We start from the raw sequence: 15,490 nt of genomic DNA on the forward strand, positions 1-15,490 counted from the left end.
CGCGCCGGGACCGACTGAGGGGGACGACGGATGGCAGACTCCACGGCACGCGCCGCCGCCGACGGCATCCGGCGGGAACTGGCCGGATTCACCGACGACGCAACCGATCCCGCCTACGCGCCGGATCGGGAACTGTTCGGCGCCTACACCCACCAGCAGATCTGGGAGCTGGTGCACGAAGCGCTCGATCCAGCGGCATTGGGCCGGATCGCCGCGGCATGGCAGGCCAACGCGACCGCGGTGGCCGAAGCGTTCCAAGCCTTCTCCGATGCCACCAACCGGGAATTCGCGCGCTGGTCGGGCCGGGCAGCCGACGCCGCGGTGAGCGCGACCAGGCAGTTCGTCCGCGCGGGCGGGGATACGCACGACGTGTGCCGGGCGGTCGCTCGGCTGATGGAGTTGAATAGCGATGCCGCGCAGACGGTCCGGGGCGCGATCGCGCCGCCGCAGCGGTATCGGCCGCTGGCGGACCCGGCCGCAGAAGCGGTTTACGGTGGAAAACGTAGGATGGAACACGATAGTGCGGCGGCAGACATCGAAGCGGATGTCCGGGACACGATGACTTACGTCTACACCCCGACGATGCCCGCCACCGGCGACCGCGTTCCCCGATTCCCCCGGCCGCAGGAAGGTTCGGCGGCCGACAACGCACCCGGCGATCCGGATTCCGCGCGCGGAGGCGGCGCACGGTGAAATGGGTGCTCACCCCGGACGAGTTCACGCATGTCTGGACGAACGAAACGAGCCTGGACCGTAGGCCCTACCCGGTCAACATGGTCCCTTCGGCCACCGCGCGGACCGAGTCGGAGTACCACGCCCTCCATCTGCCGCAGCGCTTCGCCCGCCAAGCCGATCCTGATCTCGCCGCCGCGCTGGTGCTCTGCGCGCGCAACGACGCGACCACCATCACCGTCTCGGGCGAGCGTTCGGCGCTCTCGCGCAACGGCAGCGGGTCCGAGACCGAACGGATCCTCGCGTTCGCCGCGGTGGTGCACAACCACGCGGGCATCCTGGTCGCCACACCGGACCGGGTGACCGTACAGATGTGCCACGCCCGTGCCGTGGGCGAACGCTTGGTGCAGATCATCGGCTCGGCGCGACCGGGCAAGCTCGCCCCGATGCGGGAGCCGCAGGACGCGGTGCTGAATCCGGATCGCACCGAGCCGTTCGTCACCAACGGTCATCGCGGCGCGGCGAAGTTCCGCCAAACCCTGCGTAAGCCGGTGGACGGGCGTGGCTTCATCACCGTCACGGTGGAGCCGGAGAACCCGATGTCCCCGCCCACCCGCCATCGCACCTGGCTGGACTTCACCGGCGACGGTCGCTACTTGCTCACCACCGCGCACGATCTCATCCTCACCCCGGTGGCGGACGAGGAATTCGCCACCCAGTTACTGCGGCTCGCGCAAGTGTGACGTGGCCGAACCGCCACGCGGTTAGGTTGGAGCCATGCCGAAATTGTGGACGGTGCCGCCCACCGAGGCCATGCGAGCCGATGGCTTGCGCGTAGCCGAGCTGGACACCTCCGGGACGCCGGGGTTCACCGGCGGCAAGAAGGCGGGCGTGCCCTTGCTCGCCGAACGCGCCCAGGTGCTGTCGGATCTGCAGGAGAAGCTGTACGCCAACGGCCGGGCCGGCGGCGACCGGCGCAACGTGCTGCTGATCCTGCAAGGCATGGACACAGCGGGCAAGGGCGGCATCGTCCGGCACGTCATCGGATCGGTCGATCCGCAGGGCGTGGACCACGCCGCGTTCGGGGTGCCGACGCCGGAGGAGAGCCGCCATCACTATCTGTGGCGCATCCGGAAGGCACTGCCGCGCGCGGGTCAGCTCGGTGTGTTCGATCGCTCGCATTACGAGGACGTGCTCGTGGTGCGGGTACACAATCTGGTGCCGCCGACGGTGTGGGAGCCGCGCTACGACGAGATCAACGCGTTCGAGCAGGAATTGGTGGACGAGGGCACCTCGCTGGTGAAGGTGGCCATGTTCGTCTCGCTCGACGAACAGAAGCGGCGTCTGGCCGAGCGGCTGGAACGCACGGACAAATTCTGGAAGTTCAACCCGTCCGACATCGACGAGCGCGCGTTCTGGCCCGCTTACCAGGACGCGTACCAGGCGGTGCTGGACCGCACGTCCACCGAGTACGCGCCCTGGCATGTCGTGCCCGCCGACCGCAAGTGGTTCTCCCGCCTCGCCGTCACCGAGTTGCTGATCGCGGCCCTCGAGCGGCTCGACCTCGACTGGCCCCCGGCGACCTTCGACGTCGAACAGCAGAAGCGGCGGCTGGCGCGGGCATAACGTCAGCGGACCAGCGGCCTGACCTCCTCCGCCACGAAGCGGATGAACGCGGCCGGGTCGGTGTCGTCGGCGGTGGTCTGCAGGACGACCGTGTCGGCGCCCGCCTCGGCCAGCCGCGTGACGGCTCCGGCGACCGCGTGCGCGTCACCGGCGACGCCCGCGCCGGGCGCGTGCTCCGGCGTCCGTTCGGCGGCCAGGCGAGCCTCGGCGTCCGGACCGGTCACCGCGAGTAGATTCGCGATCACCTCGTGCCGGTCGGTGCGGCCCGCGGCGGCGCGACCCGCATCGATCAGCGTGCGGGCGGCGCGTACGCCGTCGGCGTCGGTGACGGAATCGAGCAGGGTGCCGTCGGCGTGCTCGCCGGACAGCCGGATCGACCGTGGGCCGCGCGCGCCCGCGTAGACCTTCGGCGCTCGAGCGGGCGGCCAGTCCAGCGCGACGGCGTCGAGGTGCACGTAGCGCCCCGAGGTGGTGACCCGCTCACCGGCCAGTAGCGCGCGCAGCGCGGACAGGTGCTCGCCGAGCAGGGTCACCGGCGACTCCACCCGTGCGCCGACTTGCCCCATCCAGCTCTGGACGCCGTGCCCGACACCGAGGATCAGCCTGTCGGGGAACAGCCGATGCAGCGTCGCCGCTTCCATGGCGGTGAGCGCGACGTTGCGCAACGGTACGGGCAACAGCCCGATGCCGACGCGCAGCCGTTCGGTCCAGGCCAGCGCGGCTGCGGCGGTGGCGATCCCGCTTTCCAGAAAGCAGTCCTCCCACAGCCACAATTCCTCCAGCCCCGTCGTCTCGGCCACGCGGGTCGCCTCGCGGAGCAGTTCGGGGGGATTTTGCGGGCGGAACACAACACCGAGAACAGTCATCCCACCATTCATACCGCCTGCCCCCGGCCGGTATCGGCGCCTTCCGAAGCGCCGCTACGCCCTGTTTTACGGAATCTCTCAGGTAGGCCGACGATGATGGCGGCTGTGGGCCGATCACGCGGGGAGATGGTCGGCGGATCTACGATCGTGGCGGCAGAAACCGTCCGGCGAGCGAAAGGCGTGGTGAGCGCACGGTGAGCAAGAACCAGGGTGGGAAGTCGAACCCGCTGCTGGCGGCGGAACGCGCCGACCGCAACCGCAAGATCTTGATCCAGGTGGGCGTCGCCGCCGTGCTCGTCGCGCTGATCGCGGCGATCGGCATCGGCATCGCGGTGAAGAAGGCGCACAAGGACGATCCCGGCCCCGCTCCGTCCATCGCCGCCACCGGCACCGCGAATGCGGGCCCCGTACCCGCCTCGATCACCGACAACGGCGCCGTCCGCGTCGGCAAGCCGGACGCGAAGGTCACCGTGCGGGTCGTCGCCGACCTCCAGTGCCCCGCGTGCAAGGCCTTCGAGGCGGCCAATGGACAGGTGCTCGAGGACGCGGTGGCCAACGGCACCGCGGTGGTCGAGTACAACATCATCGCCTTCCTGGACAAGGCGTCCACCACGCGCTACTCCTCGCGCGCGGCCAACGCCGCCTACTGCGTCGCGGAGGCCGACCCGTCGAAGTACCAGGCCTGGCTGAAGACGATGTTCGCCCAGCAGCCCCCGGAGGGCGGCGCGGGCCTGACCGACGATCAGCTGGTCCAGATCGCCAAGAGCGCCGGTTACACCGACGACGCGATCGCCCAGTGCATCACCGACCACAAGTACGACAAGTACGTCCAGGCCCGCACCAAGGAAGTGCTGGACAGCGGTATCCAGTCGACCCCGTCGGTGTTCGTCAACGGCAAGAAGGTCGAGTCCAGCCAGCAGGTCTTCGGCGCAGGCGGTCTCGCACCCGTGATCAGCGCCGCCGCGGGCCAGTGATCACCGCGGGGCCCCGGGCCGCGTGGGTCCTGTTGATCGGTGGGCTGGCCGGCTGGCTGGCCGCCGTGGCGCTGACCGTGGAACGGTTCAAGCTGTTCACCGATCCCGGCTACACGCCGTCGTGCAGCATCAACCCGATCCTGTCCTGCGGGTCGGTGATGGTGACCGATCAGGCCGCGGTTTTCGGGTTCCCGAACCCGCTGATCGGCATCGTCGGGTTCACGGTCGTCGTCACGCTCGGCGTGCTGTCGGTAGCCGGGGTCGGCTTCCCGCGCTGGGTCTGGGGCGGGCTGTGGCTGGGCACCCTGCTCGGGGTCGGCTTCATCTGCTGGCTGATCTTCCAGAGCCTGTACCGGATCAACGCGCTGTGCCCGTACTGCATGGTGGTGTGGGCGATCATCACGCCGCTGCTCGCGGTGTGCACCGATCAGCTGTGGGGGCGCTCGCGCGGTCCGCTGGGGGTGCTCGCCGAGTGGCGCTGGACGATCGTCGCGCTGTTCTACGCGGTCGTGCTGCTGCTGGTGTTCCTGCGCTTCCAGGACTACTGGCTGTCGCTGGTCTGATCCGGATCAGTTCGGCGGCCCCGCGATCAGCGCCACCGGCACCGTGCGCGCGCCGCCCGCGCCGGTGACGCCCAATCGGACGGTCTCGTTGGGCTTGCGCCTGTTCAGCGCGATGCGCAGCGACTGCGCGTTGCTGACGGTGTGGTCGTCGAGCGAGGTGATCACGTCCCCGGCGGCCAGACCGGCGGTATAGGCGGGCATGCCGTAGATCGCCATGTCCACACGCGCTCCGGTACCGGCCGGAAGCGCGTTGGAGACGAGCACGCCGAGCGTGGCCGTTGGGCCGATGTGCACGGTGTCGGTCGGGGTGCCGGAGCGAATCTGCTGGACCACTCGCATCGCGGCATCGATCGGCACCGCATAGCCGTTGGCCGGGTGGTCGGCCGTGCGCGCCCCGTCGCCCGACGCCGCCGCGATGACGCCGACGACGGACGCCTTGTGATCGACCAGGGCTCCGCCGGACTGTCCCGGCGTGACCGCCGCCGCGACCTCGAGCATCCCGTTGAGCGCCTTGCGCGACAGATCGGCGGCGTTGATCGCCACGATCGCGCTGTCCAGGTCGGTGAGCGGGCCGTGCACCGCGGTGGGCGTGCCGCCGGTCCCGCCCGCGTTGCCGATCGCCAAGAGCTCCTCACGCAGCCGCAATCCGGTCGAACTGCCGATGGTCGCGGTCGGCAGCGCGTTGGCCGCGGCCAAGTCCAGCAGGGCGATGTCGGCGTCGGCGTCGTAGCCGAGCACCGCCGCGTCGTAGACCTTGCCGTTGCCCACGTCGGTGACGGTCACGGTGTCCGCGCCCTTGACCACGTGGTGGCTGGTGAGCACCTCGCCGTCGGCGGTGAGGACGATGCCGGAGCCCGCGGCACCTGGCCCGGATCGCTCGGCAGAGGCGTTGATGTTGACCAGCGCCGGGCGCACCGCCGCGGTGACGAGTCCCGCGTCGAGCGGCTCGGGCGGGACGAACGCGACCGAGGCCGCCGTCCCGGCGGGGCCGGGCCGGTCGCGGTCCGGGAGATCGCCGCGATACCCGAGGAACGCGGCGACCATGAGCATGAGGGTGACGACCAGCACGAACACCCGGCCACCACCGGGCGCGCGACGCGCCCCGATCCACTGCTGCCGTTTTTCGTCCATGGCTCTCCCGCCTCGGCCGAACCTCCCGAATCCATTGTCGCCGGTGCGCGCCGCCGAAGATCATCGAACCGTGCAGCCCGACGGAAAAATAGCTCGTGAGCGTGCCTTTTCCGTGTCACAGTTGGCAACCGCACCCATGCGACGGTAGGCATGTCCTCATGAGTACTGCCGCCGCCTATGCCCTGTCCACCGCCGATGGCTCGTTCGAGAAGGTCACGATCCACCGCAGGGACCTGGGTCCACGCGACGTGCTGATCGACATCAAGTTCGCGGGCATCTGCCACTCCGACATCCACACCGCCCGCAACGAGTGGGGCAGAACCCGCTACCCCTGCGTGCCGGGCCACGAGATCGCGGGCGTGGTCGCCGCGGTCGGATCCGCGGTCACCAAGCACCGGGTCGGCGACCGCGTCGGCGTCGGCTGCATGGTCGATTCCTGTGGGGTCTGCGCGCCCTGTCTCGCCGACGAGGAGCAGTACTGCACCGCGGGCGCGACCATGACCTACAACACCCCGGTCGATCCGGCGGTGGAGCCCGGCGGCCACACCCTCGGCGGGTACGCCACGCAGATCGTGGTGACCGAGAACTTCGTGGTCGCCATCCCCGAAGGGATCGGCCTGGACGTCGCGGCGCCACTGCTGTGCGCGGGCGTCACGCTGTACTCGCCGCTGCGGCACTGGGGCGCTGGGCCGGCCAAGAAGGTCGCGATCATCGGCATGGGCGGACTCGGCCACGTCGGGGTCAAACTCGCGGCCGCGATGGGCGCCGAGGTCACGGTGCTGAGCCACTCGCTGAGCAAACAGGACGACGGCAAGCTCTTCGGCGCCACCAACTACTACGCGACCAGCGACAAACAGACCTTCCGCGAGTTGCGCGGCCGGTTCGACCTGATCCTCAACACGGTGTCGGCGAACCTGCCCATGGACGACTATCTGCGCCTGTTGAACCTGGACGGCACCCTGGTGGTCCTCGGCCTGCCCGAGAAGCCCCTGAGCGTCAAGGCGCTCAACCTCGCCGGGTACCGCCGCTCCCTGGCGGGCTCGATGATCGGCGGCATCGCGCAGACCCAGGAGATGCTGAACTTCTGCGCCGAGCACGGCATCGGCGCCGAGATCGAGCTGATCGCCGCCGACGAGATCGACGGCGCCTACGACCGGGTGGTGGCCAGCGACGTGCGCTACCGGTTCGTCATCGACGTCTCCACCATGTGAGCCCGCTCGCTCCACCGGTGCGGCCGCGCGGTGTCGTGCGCGAACCGGTCGTCGCGTGGGTACCTTGGCCTTGTGCCTGCGGAGGACGAAGACGAGACGCCACGACCGGCCATCGCCGCAAGCGGCATGCCGCCGTGGCTGCCGCGCGCGTTCCTGCTCGCCGCGGCGACGGTCACCGGGTTGCTGGCGGCCTTCTGGGTGCTCGAGCGACTGCGGAGTCTGCTGACGATTCTGCTCGTCTCGCTGTTTCTCGCCTTCGCGATCGAACCGGCGGTGAACTGGCTGGCGCGGCGCGGCATGCGGCGTGGTCCGGCGACCGGATTGGTGTTCCTCGTCCTGACCGCACTCGTCGTCGGCTTCTTCTGGACGCTCGGAGCGCTGCTGGTCGAGCAGGTCACCACGTTGGTGCAGCACGCCCCCGAATACGCCGACCGCGGCGTGGACTGGATCAATCACACCTTCCACAAGGACCTGTCCAGTACGGACATCCAGAAGTACGCCACCGACTGGAGCTCGACCCTGGAGGGCTACCTCACCGGATTGGCGGGCAACGTCTGGGGCATCGGCACGGCCGCGATCGGCGCGCTCTTCCAGATCCTCGGCATCCTGCTGTTCACGTACTACTTCGCCGCCGACGGCCCCCGGATCCGCACCGCCGTCTGCTCGCTCCTGCCGCCGCGCCGCCAGCGGCATGTGTTGCGCGCCTGGGACATCGCGGTGGACAAGACCGGCGGCTACATCTACTCGCGCGCACTGCTCGCGCTCGCTTCGACACTCGCGCACTACGTCATGCTGCGGCTGCTGGACGTGCCGTCGGCGTTCGCCCTCGCGCTGTGGGTCGGTGTGGTCTCGCAGTTCATCCCCACGGTCGGCACGTATCTCGCCGGTGCGCTTCCGGTGATCGTCGGTCTGGTGCACGGGCCGAGCACGGCGCTGTGGATCCTCGGCTTCATCGTGCTCTACCAGCAGTTCGAGAACTACGTGCTGCAACCGCGCATCACCGCGACCACCCTGGACATGCACCCCGCCGTGGCCTTCGGCGCGGTGCTGGCGGGCGCGGCGCTGCTCGGCGCCACGGGCGCGTTGCTCGCCATTCCGGTCACCGCGACGGTGCAGGCGTTCTCCGGCGCCTACATCCGCCGCTATGACGTCCCGGCCGACGTAGAGGCCGACATCGATCGCCGGACCGGCTCACCCAAGCGCCGCCGGAAGTTCGCCAGGAAGTTGACCATTCGCCTGGCCGACCGTCACGAGCCGCCCGCGCAGTGAGACCGCGACCGGAGCCGATCGCGGGCGTCGCCGGCCTGTCGAGTTCGTACCCGCCCCATCCCGGTTGCGTCGTGGCATCTGCACTGGCAGGCCATCGGAGGGACCGGCGACGGCGCGTGGCTAGGCGGCGCGAACGGCGGCCAACGTCCGGGTCAGCGCCTGGCTCACCGCGCCCAGCTGCGACCGGCTGTGCCGTGCGGTGTCGTACTCCACCTGGATGGTCATCCGGTCGCCGACCGTGAACACCGTCAGCTTCGGCGGCATGCCCACCGTCATGGCGAAGACGTCGTTGCGGACGATACGCAGTCCCGGTGGGGTCGAGAACGCGGGCAGGCGACCGATATTGGAGATGGCGAAGGTGTTCGGCGAGGAGAACAGCGCGGCGGTCACCGGGTCGGTGACCCGCTGGGCGGCGAGCATCACCAGCAGTGCTTCTCTGCGCTCGACCGAGGCGCGCATGCCCGACGCCACCGTATGCGCCAGCGCGATCGGATCGGCTTCCGGTTCTACGAGCGCGTAGGTGCCCACTCCCGACACGCAGTTCAGCACGGTGCTCGCGGGCAGCCGCGGCACGAGTTCCGCGCGCACGTCGACCGCGTGACCGCAGATCATCGGCAGCGCTCCCGCCGACGGCTCCAGCTCCGCGCGGAAGGCGGCGAGCGCCGCTCCGGTGACCAAGCTGTTCACCGAGACACCGTGGAGGCGGGCGGCGGCGATCACCGCGGCGGTCTCGCTCTCGTCCAGTTCGATCCGGTCCAGGATCAACCGGTTCGGCCGGTGCGCGCCGTCGCCGAGCTCGGGCAGGTGCCGCGGCGCGAGATCCGGGCTCATCATGGCCACGCCCGCGCTCATCAGGTCGAGCAGGCCCGCGACCTCCTCGTCGGAGACGATCCGCGCCAGCCTGGTGTCCATTGCCTCGGGCAAGCGTTGATCCGGATTCGCCTGTGGCGCAGGCGCGCCCGTCACCTGCGCGGTGTAGCGCTCCCACAGCTCGGCGAGCAGCGCGAAAGCGGATCTGCCGTCGGCGATTCCGTGGTGGATGACCAGCACGATCCGATCGTGGTCGCCGTCGCGCAGGAGATGCGCGTGGAACAACCCGCCGGTCCAGTCCTGGGGAATGTTCACCAATTCCAGGTACTCCGGCTCGCCGCCCTCGGTGATCGTCAAGCGCGGCCGATAGGACTCGTCGCGCCGGAAGCATTTCGCGCCTTCGGCGTCGATCACCTGGCTGCGCAGTAGTGGGTGCGCGGCCGCCAGTTCGGCGAGGACGCGGCGCAGCGCGGACACGTCGAGGACGCCTTGCACGGTCGAACCGATGAACAGCGGCATGCCACCCACCGGGATGCTGCCGATTCTGGTGTCGGAGCCGAAGTAGCTGCTTTCGAAGGGGGACAGGGGGCGGTGATCGGTCATCATCTCGTTCCTTCTCGTGCGGACGAACCCCACCATACGTACGTTTAAAACGCTTGTCACATACGGCTGTTTGAAACGTACGTTATAAACGCACGTATGGCTCCTTGCTAAGGTGCTGGAGTGGGAACCCGCGAAGACCTGCTCGCCGCGGCCAAGCAATGCTTGGCCGAGCGCGGCTACGCACGCACGACCGTGCGCGAGATAGTCGCCGCCTCCGGCAGCAACCTGGCCGCGATCAACTATCACTTCGGCACCCGGGACAAGCTGCTCAACCAGGCGATGATCGAATCGAGCGCGGAGGCGGTGCAGCGAATCGCCGAGGCATTGCCGCAGGACGACCTCGTTACGCCCGCGGCGCGCCTGGAAGTCTTCTGGCGCAAGCTCATCGCGTCGTTCACCGAGGACCGGCCGCTCTGGTCGGCGAATATCGAAGGCCTCGCGCAGGCGCTGCACTCCCCCGAGGTACGCGCGGAGCTGGCGACCGCGGAGGAACACGCGCGCCAGCAGCTCTGGCAGTTGTTCGGCCCGAGCCGCGGCGCGGAGGCCGACCGCGCCGTGGGCGCGGTGCTGCACGCGTTGATCGGCGGTCTCATGGCCCAGTGGCTGGTCGATCCCGACCACGCGCCGTCGCCCGACGAGCTGATCGCCGGATTGCGCACGTTGGCCACCGAGATCGCCCCCGACTGAACCGTCTCGCACCGGGCCTATCCCACGCCACGGGTAGCCATGAATCGCGCGCCGATGTAGAACTCTCGGAAAAGGATCCGCACCACTCGGTGCCGAGGCTGGAATGGGAACAATGCTGAAGCGGCCGCCGGACCTGGCCTTCGACCTCGGCAAGATGCACCGCAGGCGCAACGACGTGGCGGCCGCGCGCGAGGCGTTCCAGATCGCGATCGCCTCCGGCCATCCGAACTGGGCGCCGCTGGCCGCCGCGGAGCTGGGCGGACTGCTGAGCGCGGCGGGTGACAAACCGGCCGCGGAAGGCGCCTACCACGTCGCGGTCGATTCCGGCCATGAGGACGCCGGGCCGCGCGCGGCCTACAACCTGGGCCTGCTGCTGGCCGAGCGCGGCGACACGGCGGCAGCCGAGGCGATGTACGAGCGCGCCGCCGAATCCGGCCATCCCGACGCGGCGCCGCGGGCGTGGATCAATCTCGGCTACTCGCGCGCCAAGCGCGGGGACTCGGATTCGGCGCGCACGGCCTACCAGCACGCGATCGACGCGGGCCCCGGCGACATCGCCCGGCTCGCCTTGTCCAACCTGGCCTACCTTCTGCGCTCCGAGGACGATCTGGACGGCGTGAAGGCCGCCTACCGCGCCGTCATCGACGGCTGGCCGGAGGATCAGTCGCTCATCGTCGCGGGCGATCTCGTCCAGCATCTGAGCGAGGCGGGCGATCTGCCGGGGGCCAGGGAGGTGAGCCGGTCCCTGGCCGGTTCGGACGATCCCGCGGTGGCCGCGCGGGCCAGTTTCGATATCGGGGTGTTCAGCGAACAACTCGGCGAGCCGGACGTGGCGCTGGCGGCCTTCCAGCGCGCACTCGATTCGACGGACGCGGAAGCTCGCGTCCGGGCGGCGGCCGCGCTCGCGCCGATCTACCACGAACGCGCGGCGACCGTGCTGCGCGAGACGGACTGGGCCGGGCTGGCGCACGCCCACGGATCCGCGAGCGATGCCCCCGCCATGCTCGCCGACCTGATCAGCGCGGCTGTCGAGGACCAGGCGCGCGGCATCGTCTTCCTGTACTCCGCGGTGCTGCACCAGGGTTCGATCTACTCGGTCACCGCGCCCGCCGCCGAAGTCGTGCTCGGCGCCCTGCTGCACGAGCGCACCGACGTGACCTATGTCCGCGCCTGGCTGCGCGATCCGCAACCGCTGCGCTTGGAGCTGCTCAACTGGTTGCACGAGGTGATCGCCACCGCGGCATGGCAATCCGCCGCCGAGGACGACGCCGAGCTCGCCCCGGCCGACCGTACCGCCGCAGCGGCCTGCTTGGCACTGCTGCCGCGCGTGCGGGCCGCCACGGCGGCCGCGCTGGCGATGGCCGAGGTCGAAGCGGTGGCCAATGCCGCGACCGAGGTGCTCGCGACGCTCAGCGCGCTGCCTGCCGTCAACGAGTGATCGCGCGCAGCACTGCCGTGACCGACTGTTCGGCGAGTTCATCAGTCAGCGGTAAGTGTCCGAACAACGCCCGGTAATAGATCGGCGCGGCGACCGCGTCCAGCACGAAATCCGGATCGATGCCCGGGTCCACTTCGCCGCGCGCGATGGCCGAGCGCAACGCCGTCGCCGTGGTCCGCCGCCGCGGTTCGAAGACCGTGGCCAGGAAGTGGGCGCGCAACCGCTCGTCACCCGCCAGGTCCGCGACCAGCGCGGGCAACACCCGGTGCAGCGACGTATCACGCAGTGCCGCGACCAGATCCCGCATGGCGCGGTTCAGGTCGGCGCGCAGGTCGCCGGTGTCCGGGGTCGGTCGCAAGCCGAGCATTTCGGCGACGACGTCGACCACCAGGTGCCGCTTCGACGGCCATCTGCGGTAGATCGCGGGACGGTGCAGACCCGCACGGGCCGCGACCTGCCCGATGGACAGGTCCGCGTATCCCACCTCGTCGAGCAGTTCCCGCGCGGCGGCGAGCACCGCGGCGTCGATGCGGTCGTCGCGGGTTCGTCCCGCCATCAGAAGACCGGTCGCGGCATCAGCACGACGCGCCAACCGTCCGGATCGGGAAAGGTCAAGCCGCCGTTGGCCGCCCAGAACGGATTCTCGGCGGGCACCGGCTCGACGCCGAACTCACCGAGCCGCTGCGCCACGTCGTACATGTGCGACTCGCTTGTGAAGTAGAGCACCAACAGGTTCTCCCGGCTCGGCGCATCGCCGGGGCTGCCGTCCACATGCGTGGTGAATTCCAGGTGGTATCCGGCCCCGGGCAATCCGAGCATCACGCCGTCGTAGCCCGCGTGGTCGCGGAATCGGTAGAGCTCGCGCAGGCCGAGCCCGTCGACGTAGAACCGCACCACTTCCTCGAGCCGGTCGGTCGGGCGGGCGATCCTGACCTGCGCGACGCGCAGTGACTCCGGCCAGCCGTTGTCGGTGTCCATAGTTCAACGATACAGTACGAACTGTACTGAAATATGTCTCGGAAAACACCGAGGGCCGCCCCCGTTCGATCGAACGAAGACGGCCCTCGGCGCGTTCTGCCTCAGCTCACTCGGCGGACTCCACCCGTCTGCGGATGCGGCGCGCCGCCGCGACCAAGTTGCGCAGCGACGGCTCGAGCTGCCAGTAGTGCCTGGTCTTCAGGCCGCCGTCCGGATTCGCCCACAACCGCTGCGGCGTCACCGCTTCGGCTGCCGCCGTGAGCAATTCGTCCAGCTCGTCGATGTCCGGGATACGGGCGGACCGGCTCTCGTACACGCCGGGGCCGACGCCGTGGCTGAGCCCGTGCCCCGAGCCGCAGTCCTCCTTCAACGCACGCAGCACCCATTCGATCGAGCGCGTCGCGACGATGGCGGTGACGTCGGCGTCGAGTTCTTCGATCGCCTCGACCACCTCGGCGCGGCCGGAATACCCGATGTGCGTGTGGATCTGCGTTTCCGCCTGCACCCCCGAGGTGGCCAGACGAAACGCGCCGATCGCCCAGCGCAGGTACTCGGCGCGCCCCTCCGGGCGCAGCGGCAGCATCTCCCGGATCGCGGGCTCGTCGACCTGGATGATCGCGATGCCCGCCTTCTCCAGGTCCACCACTTCGTCGCGGATGGCCAGCGCCACCTGGTCGGCGGTCTCGTGCAGCGGCTGGTCCTGCCGGACGAACGAGCGGGCGATCATGGTGACCGGCCCGGTCACCATGCCCTTGACCGGCCGGTCGGTGAGCGACTGCGCGTAGGTGATCCACTCCACCGACATCGGCGCCGGGCGCGACACGTCGCCGTAGATGATCGGCGGCCGCACACAGCGCGATCCGTACACCTGCACCCAGCCGAAGCGGGTGGTCGCGAAACCGTCGAGCAGCTCGGCGAAATACTGGATCATGTCGTTGCGCTCGTGCTCGCCGTGCACCAGCACGTCCAGGCCGATGTCCTCCTGCAACCGGATCGTCGCCTCGATCTCGGCTTCGATCCGCTTGCGGTACTCCTCGTAGGACAACCTGCCCTCGCCGAGCTCGTAGCGCGCCTGGCGAATCCGGGCGGTCTGCGGAAAGGAGCCGAGCGTGGTCGCGGGCACCGGAGGCAGGTTCAGCTTGCGCTGCTGGGCTTCCCGGCGCACCTCGTAGGGCTCCCGCGAGCGCATGTCCGAGGTGATCGCGTAGACCCGTTGCCGCACCGCGTGCTTCTGCTTGAAGTGCACCTCGGTCGGCCGCTTGCGCCACTTGTCCGACGGGCCTTCGGTGAGCGCCTTGGCGAGCGAGACCACCTCGCCCACCTTCTGTTTCGCGAACGCGAGCCGATCGGCGACATGCCCCTCGATGTCGTATTCGACCAGCAGGTCGTAGGGCACGTGCAGCAGCGTGGTCCCGGTCGAGACGACCAGGTCCGGACACACCTGCGCCAGTTCGTTCAGGTATTCCAGCGTGACGTAGCGGTCGGCGCGCCACACGTTGCGGCCGCTGATCACGCCCGCGTACAAGCGCTTGCGGCGGATGCCGGGCACCTCGGCCAGATCCTCCGGGCGCATCCGGTGACTGGCGAGGTCGAGGCCGATCGCCTCGATGTTCGTGCTCGCGAGAATGGCCAGCGCCTCACCGAAATCGCCGTACTGTCCGGTGACCAGGATGCGCGGACGCAGCGGGGCCCTGCCCAACCGGTGATAGGCCGATTCGAACGCGGCCAGTTCCGCGGGCGTGCGCTCGCTGGTGAACGCGGGCTCGTCCAGCTGCACACAGGTGGCGCCGCGCTTGGCGAGGATCTCGAACAGTTCCTCGTAGACCGGCAGCAGCTTGTCCAGCAGGCTCAGCGTGTCGAATCCGCCCGACTCGCCGGGGATGTGCCCGGCCTTGGACAGCAGCAGCAGCGACACCGGTCCGAGGACCACCGGCCGCAGTTCGATGTCGACCGCCTTCGCGCGGTCGAATTCGTCGAGCAGCGCCTCGGGGTGCAGCGAGAACTCGGTGTCGGCGTCCATTTCCGGCTGGCGGTAGTGGTAGTTCGTACCCAGGAACCGGACCAGCTCGAGCGGCGGCAGGTCCGGACGGCCGCGCGCCATCAGAAAGTAGAAGTCCAGCGGATGCAGGCCCTCGCGATACGGCTCGAACCGCTTGGGCACCGCGCCGAACAACAGCGCGTTGTCGAGCACGTGATCGTAGAACGAGAAGGTATTGCCCGGCACCTGGGTCAGTCCGGTAGCGGCCAGCTCGTTGAACTGGGTCTCCTGGATCTCACGGCCGACCGCGAGCAACTTCTCTCGGTCGAGCGAACCGTGCCAGTAGGCCTCCAGGGCCCGCTTGAGTTCGCGGTGCGGCCCGATCCTGGGATAGCCGAGGATGCTCGACCCGTAGCCGTCGGTCACGTTCACCATGAGCGGGATACCTTCTTTCGATCACCTGCGCGGCCCTTGCCGGGATCGACGGATCGACCCGGCGCTGCGCTCCGGATACCCAGCCGAGCCGTCACCATGGCCCGGCTGTTGTGCAGCTTATGCCGATTGCCGTCAACGGCCCGGCGACACCGATTTCTGGTCGACTCCGCGTCGAGGTTCGCCGGTGCCGTTTCCTACCGGTCGCGGCCCGTCTCACGTCCGAGTGTCCGTTGCGCCTTCGCCACGGGC

15 protein-coding genes are annotated in these 15,490 nt (G+C 69.4%); 9 read left to right on the forward strand and 6 right to left on the reverse strand.

The annotated features are described in order from the left end of the window. The first annotated feature begins 30 nt into the window (after positions 1 to 30). The 3 genes from ACL03I_RS00250 to ACL03I_RS00260 are packed head-to-tail and all read left to right on the forward strand — an operon-like array spanning position 31 to position 2,298. Positions 31 to 693, forward strand: a complete 663-nt coding sequence (locus ACL03I_RS00250; RefSeq protein ID WP_412804841.1) for a hypothetical protein — start codon at positions 31 to 33, stop codon at positions 691 to 693. Next, positions 690 to 1,415: an ESX secretion-associated protein EspG gene (locus ACL03I_RS00255; protein WP_355071861.1), complete on the forward strand. Its 726-nt coding sequence runs from the start codon at positions 690 to 692 to the stop codon at positions 1,413 to 1,415. The genes ACL03I_RS00250 and ACL03I_RS00255 overlap by 4 nt, the downstream gene beginning before the upstream one ends. A 34-nt stretch (positions 1,416 to 1,449) precedes the next feature. Further along, positions 1,450 to 2,298 carry a polyphosphate kinase 2 family protein gene (locus ACL03I_RS00260; RefSeq protein ID WP_355071859.1) on the forward strand — a complete coding sequence of 283 codons (849 nt, stop codon included), beginning with the start codon at positions 1,450 to 1,452 and terminating at the stop codon, positions 2,296 to 2,298. Positions 2,299 to 2,300: 2 nt separating this feature from the next. On the opposite strand, the gene ACL03I_RS00265 is transcribed toward ACL03I_RS00260, so the two are convergent. After that, positions 2,301 to 3,164, reverse strand: coding sequence for an LLM class flavin-dependent oxidoreductase (locus ACL03I_RS00265; RefSeq protein WP_355071858.1), 864 nt, complete (start codon positions 3,162 to 3,164; stop codon positions 2,301 to 2,303). A gap of 194 nt (positions 3,165 to 3,358) precedes the next feature. Between ACL03I_RS00265 and ACL03I_RS00270 the strand changes: the two genes are divergently transcribed. Next, positions 3,359 to 4,138 carry a DsbA family protein gene (locus tag ACL03I_RS00270; RefSeq protein ID WP_355071857.1) on the forward strand — a complete coding sequence of 260 codons (780 nt, stop codon included), beginning with the start codon at positions 3,359 to 3,361 and terminating at the stop codon, positions 4,136 to 4,138. After that, complete coding sequence (locus ACL03I_RS00275; RefSeq protein WP_355071856.1) at positions 4,135 to 4,701, forward strand: vitamin K epoxide reductase family protein; 567 nt, start codon at positions 4,135 to 4,137, stop codon at positions 4,699 to 4,701. The genes ACL03I_RS00270 and ACL03I_RS00275 overlap by 4 nt, the downstream gene beginning before the upstream one ends. Positions 4,702 to 4,707: 6 nt before the next feature. Here ACL03I_RS00275 and ACL03I_RS00280 read toward each other — a convergent pair whose 3' ends face one another. Continuing rightward, complete coding sequence (locus tag ACL03I_RS00280; RefSeq protein ID WP_412804842.1) at positions 4,708 to 5,832, reverse strand: S1C family serine protease; 1,125 nt, start codon at positions 5,830 to 5,832, stop codon at positions 4,708 to 4,710. Between the two features lie 158 nt (positions 5,833 to 5,990). On the opposite strand from ACL03I_RS00280, the gene ACL03I_RS00285 reads away from it, so the two are divergent. Both ACL03I_RS00285 and ACL03I_RS00290 read left to right on the forward strand, forming a co-directional pair. After that, positions 5,991 to 7,043: an NAD(P)-dependent alcohol dehydrogenase gene (locus ACL03I_RS00285; protein ID WP_364424378.1), complete on the forward strand. Its 1,053-nt coding sequence runs from the start codon at positions 5,991 to 5,993 to the stop codon at positions 7,041 to 7,043. Positions 7,044 to 7,115: 72 nt separating this feature from the next. Next, the gene (locus ACL03I_RS00290; RefSeq protein ID WP_412804843.1) at positions 7,116 to 8,312 is read left to right on the forward strand and encodes an AI-2E family transporter; all 1,197 of its coding nucleotides are present in this window, start codon (positions 7,116 to 7,118) and stop codon (positions 8,310 to 8,312) included. 120 nt (positions 8,313 to 8,432) lie between these two features. Here the strand turns inward: ACL03I_RS00290 and ACL03I_RS00295 are convergent, their stop codons facing one another. Beyond that, positions 8,433 to 9,725, reverse strand: a complete 1,293-nt coding sequence (locus tag ACL03I_RS00295; RefSeq protein WP_412804844.1) for a phthiocerol/phthiodiolone dimycocerosyl transferase family protein — start codon at positions 9,723 to 9,725, stop codon at positions 8,433 to 8,435. A gap of 120 nt (positions 9,726 to 9,845) precedes the next feature. On the opposite strand from ACL03I_RS00295, the gene ACL03I_RS00300 reads away from it, so the two are divergent. Together ACL03I_RS00300 and ACL03I_RS00305 are read left to right on the forward strand one after the other, a co-directional pair. Continuing rightward, entirely contained in the window at positions 9,846 to 10,412 is a 567-nt protein-coding gene (locus tag ACL03I_RS00300) for a TetR/AcrR family transcriptional regulator (RefSeq protein ID WP_412804845.1), read from the forward strand. A 112-nt stretch (positions 10,413 to 10,524) separates the two neighbouring features. Continuing rightward, a complete protein-coding gene (locus tag ACL03I_RS00305) occupies positions 10,525 to 11,850 on the forward strand; it encodes a tetratricopeptide repeat protein (RefSeq protein WP_364424386.1) in 1,326 nt (441 codons plus the stop codon). Here the strand turns inward: ACL03I_RS00305 and ACL03I_RS00310 are convergent. The 3 genes from ACL03I_RS00310 to metE all read right to left on the reverse strand — a co-directional run bounded on the left by ACL03I_RS00310 (position 11,840) and on the right by metE (position 15,241). Next, complete coding sequence (locus tag ACL03I_RS00310; RefSeq protein ID WP_355071845.1) at positions 11,840 to 12,406, reverse strand: TetR/AcrR family transcriptional regulator; 567 nt, start codon at positions 12,404 to 12,406, stop codon at positions 11,840 to 11,842. The two genes, ACL03I_RS00305 and ACL03I_RS00310, sit on opposite strands and share 11 nt — an antisense overlap. Then, on the reverse strand, positions 12,406 to 12,828 hold the full coding sequence (locus tag ACL03I_RS00315; RefSeq protein ID WP_364424389.1) for a VOC family protein: 423 nt from the start codon (positions 12,826 to 12,828) through the stop codon (positions 12,406 to 12,408). The genes ACL03I_RS00310 and ACL03I_RS00315 overlap by 1 nt, the downstream gene beginning before the upstream one ends. A 106-nt stretch (positions 12,829 to 12,934) precedes the next feature. Further along, positions 12,935 to 15,241 carry a 5-methyltetrahydropteroyltriglutamate--homocysteine S-methyltransferase gene (metE, locus tag ACL03I_RS00320; RefSeq protein ID WP_355071842.1) on the reverse strand — a complete coding sequence of 769 codons (2,307 nt, stop codon included), beginning with the start codon at positions 15,239 to 15,241 and terminating at the stop codon, positions 12,935 to 12,937. Positions 15,242 to 15,490: the final 249 nt, after the last annotated feature.

The sequence above is a fragment of the Nocardia sichangensis genome (assembly GCF_047200615.1).
Lineage (GTDB): Bacteria > Actinomycetota > Actinomycetes > Mycobacteriales > Mycobacteriaceae > Nocardia > Nocardia sichangensis.

Coding starts and splice junctions, on each gene's coding strand:
- ACL03I_RS00250 (WP_412804841.1), top strand. CDS start 31: ATGGCAGACTCCACGGCACGCGCCGCCGCCGACGGCATCCGGCGGGAA.
- ACL03I_RS00260 (WP_355071859.1), top strand. CDS start 1,450: ATGCCGAAATTGTGGACGGTGCCGCCCACCGAGGCCATGCGAGCCGAT.
- ACL03I_RS00265 (WP_355071858.1), bottom strand. CDS start 3,164: ATGACTGTTCTCGGTGTTGTGTTCCGCCCGCAAAATCCCCCCGAACTG.
- ACL03I_RS00280 (WP_412804842.1), bottom strand. CDS start 5,832: ATGGACGAAAAACGGCAGCAGTGGATCGGGGCGCGTCGCGCGCCCGGT.
- ACL03I_RS00285 (WP_364424378.1), top strand. CDS start 5,991: ATGAGTACTGCCGCCGCCTATGCCCTGTCCACCGCCGATGGCTCGTTC.
- ACL03I_RS00295 (WP_412804844.1), bottom strand. CDS start 9,725: ATGACCGATCACCGCCCCCTGTCCCCCTTCGAAAGCAGCTACTTCGGC.
- ACL03I_RS00305 (WP_364424386.1), top strand. CDS start 10,525: ATGCTGAAGCGGCCGCCGGACCTGGCCTTCGACCTCGGCAAGATGCAC.
- ACL03I_RS00310 (WP_355071845.1), bottom strand. CDS start 12,406: ATGGCGGGACGAACCCGCGACGACCGCATCGACGCCGCGGTGCTCGCC.
- ACL03I_RS00315 (WP_364424389.1), bottom strand. CDS start 12,828: ATGGACACCGACAACGGCTGGCCGGAGTCACTGCGCGTCGCGCAGGTC.
- metE (WP_355071842.1), bottom strand. CDS start 15,241: ATGGTGAACGTGACCGACGGCTACGGGTCGAGCATCCTCGGCTATCCC.